The following is an 8068-nucleotide window of genomic DNA, read 5'->3' on the forward strand; positions in this document are numbered from 1 at the left end:
AGTCCGCCGTGGATGTTCTCGTCGTGGTCGGCCCCGACCTGGTGGCCGACGACGCGCTGCTGGCGTCGCTCACCGCCGCCACCTGTGCCGAACTCGGTGTCACAGGCCGGGTCGTCACCGCCGGCTCGGCCGGCGAGATCCGGTCCGTGCTCGCCGCGGCGGACCCGCCGGCTGTGGTGCTGCCCGGCCCGACACCTGAGGCACGTGCCCTCATCGGTGCCGAGCCGCAGCACGTGGTCTGGTACGACCCGACTGTCGAACCGCCGGTCCCCGGCGCGGTCCACCTGGCGGGGCGGGGACTGTGGGGCGTGGCGTGGGCCATCCGGCACGCCGTCTACCGCCTCCGCTCACCCGCCACCCGGATCGCCTACGGTCCGCACCCGGACCAGTGGGGCGACCTGCGGCTGCCGCCCTCCCCGTCCACCGATGCGGCGCCGGTCGCGGTGCTGCTGCACGGCGGCTTCTGGCGGTCCGCCTGGGGTGCGGACCTGATGGACGCCGTCGCCGTCGATCTGGCCGGGCGGGGGTACGCGTCCTGGAACCTGGAGTACCGACGCCCGGACCGGCACGGTTGGGACGCGACGACGGACGACGTGGCGGCCGGCGTCGCCGCGCTGCGGGACCTCTCCGGTGACCGTCCAGTGGACGCGGAGCGGGTCGTGATCCTGGGCCATTCGGCCGGCGGGCAGCTCGCCGCGCGCCTCGCCGCGGATCTGGCGGCGGCGGAGCGCGCTCCGGTCTCCGTCGCTCTTGTGGTGTCGTTGGCCGGGGTTCTCGACCTCACCGAGGGCGAGCGGCGCAACCTCGGCGACGGCGCGGTCGCCGATGCCCTGGGCGGCTCGCCGACCACAGCCGGGCGGCGGTACGCCGAGAGCGACCCGATGCTCCGGCTGCCCCTGGGAGTGCCGGCCCTCCTCGTGCAGGGGACTGACGACAGCCTGGATCTCGTCGACACCAACCGGCGGTACGCCCGGGCGGCCCGCGACGCGGGGGACGACGTCCAGCACCTCGAACAGCCGGGGGACCACTTCGCGGTGATCGACCCGGACGCGGCCATCTGGCAGGCCACGATGAGCGCCGTGGACCGCCGCGTCGCTCGGTGACGCCCGCACCTACTCGGGTGCTTCACAAAATTGTCCCTGTGTTCACGTGTGTGAACACAGGGACAATTTTCCGCGAGTGGGATTGGCGTCAGAACAGCCGGGGCGTGACGACCGAGACCACTGTCGTCACCGAGTCGGTGTCGTTGTACATCTGGTGCGGCACCGACGACCGCAGGTGCACACTGTCCCCCGGGCGCAGCCGGTGCTCGACGCCCTCGACCTCGTAGAGCAACTCGCCGGAGATGACGTAGGCGAACTCCTCGCCGCTGTGGCCGTACGGGTTCTCCCGCCGCCCGCCGGGGGCGATGTGCACCATCATCGGCTCGAGCACCAGCTCCGGCCCCCGGTCGGAGAGCATGCGGTAGGTCTGCTGCCCGGAGACGTACTGCGTGGTCGCCATCTCTGCCCTGGTCAGGGTGAAGTGCCGGGGCAGCGCCTCGACGGTGCCGTCGGGGGAACTGGTGCCGGCGTCGAAGAAATCCGCGACCGAGTGGTCGAGCGCCTTGGCGACGCTGCCGAGCGCGGTCAGGCCGATGGAGGAGATGCCGCGCTCGACCTGGGACAGGAAGCCGATCGACAACCCGGCGCGGGAGGCCAGGCCGCGCAGGGTGAGCCCGCGCTCCTTGCGGTACAGCCGTATGCGGGCGCCGACCACACCGGCCGGGGTGCTCTCCTCCGTTGGGTCACGAGGGCCGGCCTGCTCCGACGGCGGCTGACTGTTCAGGGACCGCACGAGGACCTCCTGTCGAGGTGGCGGGACGTCCGCCCGGATGTTCGATGGTATCGAACATCCCGACGGGTGCGCGAGGGGCGCACCCGAAACGCTCTTGTCAACCGTGCGGGCGGTGACTCCATTCCTGCCGGCGGTGCACCGACAGAGGCGCCCCTCCCGATCGAACCCTTCGGGAGGGGCGCCTCGTCATCGGCTCAGCGCGAGGGCTGTGCCGTCAGGGCTGAATCAGGCCACTTCCACGCCGTCGACCTGCGGACCGGTCGGCGGCAACTGGTAGCCGTGCCGCGTCATGCTCCAGTCCGGCCGCACCTCACAGGGAGCACAGTCGTACCAGAAGTTGGCCGGCGTGCGACCTGTCACCGGGTTGCGGTAGTGGAACCACATCGGCACGATGTCCGGCCACTGGATGTAACCCGGGCTGCCGCCACGGAAGCCCCTGGACCGCTCGCCGAGCGCGCTGTGCAGGACGTCCGGCGGGAAGATGTTCACGAGGTTGCTCGGCGCCGGATCGGGCAGACTCGGATCGCGCGGGACCGCGCCACCCCAGCCCTGAGCCCCGTTGACCGACTGCCAGTAGAACTCGTCGATGTCCAGGCTCCAGATCCGCCAAATCCCGTCTTCGAGAACGAACTGGTCGTTGTACATCGCGCCGTTGATGTATCCGGCGTTGTTGGTTCCCGTGTTCACGTGCATCAGCCGGGCACGGACCGACGTCGAGCGACCGTCGTGCGAAACGTCGATCACCGGCTGCGGCCGCCAGTGCAGCACGAGGAAGGACTTCATCGTCGGGGGCGTCGTGTTGCCGTACGTCGCGACCACCGAGCCGAGGATCCGCTCACGCGTGCCGTTCCAGCCGGCGAACGGCGACAGCTTGTGGCCGTCTGTGTGGTGCACGGCCGCCATCTCCTGCCAACGGCTGTCGTCGATGTAGTAGCTGTACGCCGCCGAGACGTTCTCGGACCCGTCGTACGCGACCGAACGGGTCAACCTCCGTTGCAGGTCAGCGAGGTCGCGCTTGGGACCCTTCGGGTCACCGGCCGCCTTGCCGGGCTTCGGTGCCGGCGTGCGGCCGGCGACGTCGAGGAATTTCGGCGCCTTTCCGGACGCGACCGGGCCGGTCCCGCCGTCGCCCCAACCGGCGCCGTAGGGCGCGGTGATCAGGGGCGTGAGGTGCATTTCCTTGAGCTTCCACAGCCCGCCCTGCTTCACGAACTGGTTCGTGAAGACGGAGAACTGCCACGACGCGCCGCTCGCGTCGTTGAGCATGCCGACCTCGATGCCGCGCGTGGTCGCCTTGGTGCCGTTCTTGTCGATGTCGACGATCGTGTCGAACAGCGGCCGGTCGTTGAGGATGCCCTGCGTCAGGCCCTCCGGACCCATGCGCTCCATCGCCTGGCGTACGCCGCTGGCGTTGCGGTAGACACCCACGCCGTCGATGGTGACCTTCGCTCCGTTGGCGAAGAGGTCGACCACGTCGGTCCACATGCGGCGGTCCACGTAGTAGCCGTACGAGTGCTGGAGATTGCGTACCGAGTCCTCGTCGTTGAGCGCCTCGATGCGGTCGGCCAGCTCCTTCGCGTTGAACCCGGTCTTGGGCGCCTGCCCGGTCGGGGCGGGGATCGGCACACCGGCGACGTCGGGAGTGAAGTGGTAGGGGACGACCGGCACCGGCTGCCTGTTGATGGTCCGGAAGCCGGTTGCGTAGTCCCCCTCGTAGAGCGGGTAGTAGCGCAGCAGCGAGATCTTCCACTCGCCGTTCTCGAGCACGTACTCGTTCTGGTAGATGCCGCCGTCGATGCGTGCCGCGCCAGCGCCGTCGCCCAGGAAGCGGATGCCGGACCAGCGGCCCTTCGCGGTACGACCGTCGGCCGAGAGGTTGACAAGTGGTTGGTCGATCACTGTGGTGTGGAGCGCGCCAGGTGTGGCGCCGTTCATCGCGCCGGCCTCGGAAGCGAGCCAGCCCTTGATGGCCTGGTGGCCCGTCACGACCTGGTTGCCCCACTGCAGCGTGCCGTTCCCGCTGAACAGTTTCGCCATGTCCGCCCAGTGCCCGAACTGGGCCAGGTGGGCGTAGGAGCGCTGCACGTCCTTGACCTCGCGCAGCGATTCGACCCGCTCGACGTCCCGGGCCAGTGAGTCGATGCTCACCGGGGCGCCTGTGTTCGCCGACGCCTGCGGTGCCCGCACGGCGACGTTCACGCTAACCGTCAGCAACAGCCCTGTCGCTGCTGCCGTCAGCCGTCTTGTCAGAGGTTTCATGGTGGTCACATCCCTATCCGTGCTGACGCGCGGAATCCCGCGCGGTCGAGGTGGGGGGACATTCGGCATCGCCAATCCAGGGACAGAGGGCGATGCTGTGAAACCTACGCGACATGTTCATGCAACGCAACGGACAAATCGTCTAGTGAACATTGCCTCCTGTCAGTGGCACCGTCGAGGGTTCCCGGGGCGGGCCGCTCTTCGCTCGTTTGGCGACCGTATGCCCGGTCAGGGTGGGAGGTGTCAGGTGCTCGGCGAGACTGTCCTCATTGCCGACCCGAACATCTGGTTCGCTTTCCGCACTATCGCCTCGATCCGACCTCTCGTGCGCTCGAGAGGTATGGGACACCCGAGAGGGGCCCCGGCCGGTACGGTCGTCCGCGTGGATCTGCACGACACCGCCGCCCGGCTCGGGGTGCCCATCGAGGACGTCGAGCGCGTGCACCGGCTCGCCGGAGACCATCCGTCGGCGCCGCTACCCGCCAAGGCCGACGCGCCCGCGATCCTCGACCTGCTCGCGGTTCCCCCGGACGACATCGCCGAGATCATGGCGGGTTGGCCCGATCCGGACTCTCCGCTGTGGACTCCCGAGCTGCGCTGGCTGCTCGACCGCTCGACTGCCCTGGTCCGCGCCGACCTCGGCGGTCACGGCTGGCTGGCGCCCGGCCCGGAGTTGCCCCGCGAGAAAGGCCCCGCCTGGCGGCACCTCTACGTGTACGCGTACCTGGCCCTGGTCGACGTCGTCAAGGGCTACCACCGCGAACACGGCGTCGCCGATGCGGTGTCGTGGGTGACCCTCGCGGACCTGGGCCGCAACCTCGCGATCGACCGGCGGATGCGCGGCGAGGGCTGGCCGGTCATGCAGAGCTGGCTGACCCTGCACGCGCGCGGCGCGGTCTACGAGCTGGGCCGGCTGCAACACCACCGTGGCGGCGCCACCATCGACCTGCACATTCCCGAGGCGGGCCCGCTGACCTCGGCGGCGATCGACGCGTCGCTCGACCAGGCGCGTGTGTTCTTTCCGCGCCACTTTCCCGACGAGCATTACACGGAGTTCGCCTGCGGGTCGTGGCTGCTCGACCCGCAACTACTGGAGTACCTGCCCGAGGACTCCAACATCGCCCGATTCCAGCGACGGTTCGAGCTGGAGCCCTACGAGGAGCCGGAGGGGCTCGACGCCGACGTCGAGGTGCTGCGGTTTGTGTTCCGTACCCTGACCACGCCGCTGGACCAACTGCCGCGCGGCACAGTGCTCCAGCGCGCGGCTGTCGACCACCTCCTGGCCGGCCGCCACTGGCGCTGGCGCCGCGGCCGCTTCCCGATCTAGCCACACCGCCGGGAATGCCGGGCGCCAGCAGCGTCAGCAGTTGTCGCCGGGGTGGTCCCTGGCGTCGCCGCAGTCCGCGCTGAGGGCCGCGCCTGAGTCGTTCGGCAGGTGCCGCCGCACGCTGAGTGGCAAGGTGATGTCCATGAACAGGAACGACGTTGCCGAATGGATCGCCGGCTACGAGCGGGTGTGGCGGACGCCGGGCACGGACGAACTGGTCACGCTCTTCACCGAGGACGCGAGCTACCAGCAGGGCCCGTACTGGACGCCCGTCGTCGGCCTGCCGGCGATCGCCCGGATGTGGGAGAAGCAGCGCCAGGGCCCCGACGAGACGTTCCAGATGACCACGGAGATCGTCGCCGTCGACGGTGACACGGCGGTGTCGCGCCAGGAGGTCCGCTACGGCGACCCGGTCAACCAGGAGTACCGCGACCTGTGGGTCATGCGGTTCGCCGACGACGGGCGCTGTCGGTCGTTCGAGGAGTGGCCTTTCTGGCCGGGGCAGCAGCCGGCCAACTCCCCGGACGGATCGTGACCACCGCTCGGCGACCACGCGCCTGCGGGTGGGTGGCTGCCGTGCCGCTCTACGGCACGGCAGCCACCTCGGGTCACCTGTTGTGCTTCTCCTGGCACGGCACGCAGAAGCGCGCGTGCGGCAGAACCTCAAGCCGCTCGGCCGGGATGGGCTTCTGGCACTTCTCGCAGGCGCCGTAGGTGCCCTCGGAGATCCGGCCCAGCGCACCGGTGATGTGCTCGATGTTGCGGCGGGTGGCCGACAGCAACGCCGCTTGGTGGTGCGCCTCGCTGGGGTCGCCGGTGTCCGCGCTGAGTTCGGTCAGTTCTCGCAGCCGTGCCGTCTGCGTGGCGAAGTCTTCGGCCAGGGACGATCGCAGATCAGCCAGCCAACTGCTGTCGACAGGACGGTGGTCGATGCTCATGGTCTGCCCTTCGAAATGGTCTGGGTAAAGAAAAAAGGGCCGAAGCTTCGATAGCTTCGCCCTTGCGGTCGTTTTGGATGCAACGACTCCGCGGGAGGGCCTCGGCCGCTTCGCGCCGGGCTCGACAGCCCCTGTGTGAGCGCGATGTGCGGCGCGCGGACAACCGGCACCCGCATCGACGCCATCCGACGCGTCGCCGTCGCCACGTGGGCAGCGCCGAGTGCCGTCACCTCAGTGACGGTAGGCGTGCGGAACGTGACCAGCGGCATGCATCCACCATAGGGTGATGTCTGCGCTAAAGCCAACGTCCCTGTGCGGCCGGTCAGCGCGACGGCGCGACCCGTGCGGCGCGCTGGCCGTCGAAGGCGGCCGTCACGGCCGTGTTTGGCCGCCGATGCGAGGTTCGTCCGGGGCGGGGCGGCCGAGGGGCACTGCGGTTCCGGTTGATCAAGTCATGTGCGGGTGTCGATGTTAGCGCCCACCACTGGTCAATTCACAGCCGCCCAGCTCCGACCGGCCCTCCGAGGAGGGGAGGGGGTTGCGGCGGTCGGTGAGGTGCGGTCATGCCTGGGGTGGCCGCCCGTGGTGGCCTGATGATTCCGGAACGTTACGACTTGACGAACGGCATGTTATCGCTCACAGTCGATGTCCAAGGACGACGATACCTGTGGCTTACCGGGCGAGCCTGCTTCGTCGATCTCGATTCAGGCGTGCGCCAGGAGATGCAGACGTCTTGTAACCACTCATGTTCTCGACGCATGCGTCCGGCCACGCGTCGCGGTACGCCCACCCTCGGGCAGACCGTTCGGCTCTTGGTCATGTGGAGGAGGATCATGTCTGCCTTTGGTAGGTCACCGTCGATCACGCCGCCGGCGCGGCGGCGCAGATGGTTGCCGCGCTTGCTCACCGCCGGCGTGGCGGCGGTTCTGGTCGCTGGTGCCGGCGCGGCGGTGGTGTCGTCACCCGCCGCCGCGGCGACTGTCGACACCAACGCGTGGTACGTGCTTGTCAACCGCAACAGCGGCAAGGCCCTGGACGTCTACAACCTGGCCACGAACGACGGTGCGCGCATCACGCAGTGGGCGCGCAACAACGGCAACCAGCAGCAGTGGCAGTTCGTGGACTCCGGCGGTGGCTACTACCGGGTGAAGTCGCGGCTGTCCGGCAAGGTGCTGGACGTCTACAACTTCTCGACCGCCAACGGCGGCAACATCGTGCAGTGGAGTGACGGCAACGGCGTCAACCAGCAGTTCCGGCTGGCCGACTCGGACAGCGGCTACATCCGCTTGATCAACCGCAACAGCAACAAGGTGGTGGAGGTGCAGGGCGCCTCGACCGCCGACGGCGGAAACATCGTGCAGTACGACGACTGGAACGGCGCCAACCAGCAGTGGCAGCTCGTCCGCGTCGACGGCGGGGGCAACCCCACCACGCCGCCGCCGACGACCCCACCGCCGGGAGGCACCTGCAACCTTCCGTCGACGTACCGGTGGTCGTCCACGGGTGTGCTGGCGAACCCGAGGTCGGGATGGGCCTCGCTCAAGGACTTCACCGTCGCGCCGTACAACGGGCGGCAGTTGGTCTACGCGACCACGCACGACTTCGGATCGAGCTGGGGTTCGATGAACTTCGGTCTGTTCACGAACTACTCGGAGATGGCGTCGGCGTCGCAGAATGCGATGTCGTCGGCGACTGTGGCGCCGTCGTT

General features: G+C 69.1%; 7 protein-coding genes. 4 read left to right on the top strand and 3 right to left on the bottom strand.

Annotated features, from left to right (window positions below; all coding sequences use genetic code 11):
- Positions 1-8 precede the first annotated feature (8 nt).
- Positions 9-1103 (top strand): alpha/beta hydrolase, encoded by a 1095-nt coding sequence (locus ACFY2Q_RS28160; protein WP_387135423.1) that lies wholly within the window; start codon positions 9-11, stop codon positions 1101-1103.
- Positions 1104-1191: 88 nt separating this feature from the next.
- Here ACFY2Q_RS28160 and ACFY2Q_RS28165 read toward each other — a convergent pair whose 3' ends face one another.
- A complete protein-coding gene (locus ACFY2Q_RS28165; protein ID WP_387135426.1) occupies positions 1192-1836 on the bottom strand; it encodes a helix-turn-helix domain-containing protein in 645 nt (214 codons plus the stop codon).
- A 225-nt stretch (positions 1837-2061) separates the two neighbouring features.
- Positions 2062-4095 (bottom strand): nuclear transport factor 2 family protein, encoded by a 2034-nt coding sequence (locus tag ACFY2Q_RS28170; RefSeq protein ID WP_387135429.1) that lies wholly within the window; start codon positions 4093-4095, stop codon positions 2062-2064.
- Between the two features lie 382 nt (positions 4096-4477).
- On the opposite strand from ACFY2Q_RS28170, the gene ACFY2Q_RS28175 reads away from it, so the two are divergent.
- On the top strand, positions 4478-5422 hold the full coding sequence (locus ACFY2Q_RS28175; RefSeq protein WP_387135431.1) for an acyltransferase domain-containing protein: 945 nt from the start codon (positions 4478-4480) through the stop codon (positions 5420-5422).
- A 142-nt stretch (positions 5423-5564) separates the two neighbouring features.
- Positions 5565-5957: a YybH family protein gene (locus ACFY2Q_RS28180; RefSeq protein ID WP_387135433.1), complete on the top strand. Its 393-nt coding sequence runs from the start codon at positions 5565-5567 to the stop codon at positions 5955-5957.
- A 73-nt stretch (positions 5958-6030) separates the two neighbouring features.
- Here ACFY2Q_RS28180 and ACFY2Q_RS28185 read toward each other — a convergent pair whose 3' ends face one another.
- Positions 6031-6360, bottom strand: coding sequence for a TraR/DksA family transcriptional regulator (locus ACFY2Q_RS28185; RefSeq protein ID WP_387135436.1), 330 nt, complete (start codon positions 6358-6360; stop codon positions 6031-6033).
- Between the two features lie 833 nt (positions 6361-7193).
- On the opposite strand from ACFY2Q_RS28185, the gene ACFY2Q_RS28190 reads away from it, so the two are divergent.
- The coding region (locus ACFY2Q_RS28190) for a non-reducing end alpha-L-arabinofuranosidase family hydrolase (protein WP_387135438.1) at positions 7194-8068 on the top strand (875 nt) is incomplete at its 3' end.

It is taken from the genome of Micromonospora sp. NPDC000316 (assembly GCF_042898885.1).
Taxonomy (GTDB): domain Bacteria; phylum Actinomycetota; class Actinomycetes; order Mycobacteriales; family Micromonosporaceae; genus Micromonospora.

Excerpts from the sequence above, each read along its gene's own strand:
- ACFY2Q_RS28180 (WP_387135433.1), top strand. The coding sequence starts at position 5,565 with ATGAACAGGAACGACGTTGCCGAATGGATCGCCGGCTACGAGCGGGTG.
- ACFY2Q_RS28185 (WP_387135436.1), bottom strand. The coding sequence starts at position 6,360 with ATGAGCATCGACCACCGTCCTGTCGACAGCAGTTGGCTGGCTGATCTG.
- ACFY2Q_RS28170 (WP_387135429.1), bottom strand. The coding sequence starts at position 4,095 with ATGAAACCTCTGACAAGACGGCTGACGGCAGCAGCGACAGGGCTGTTG.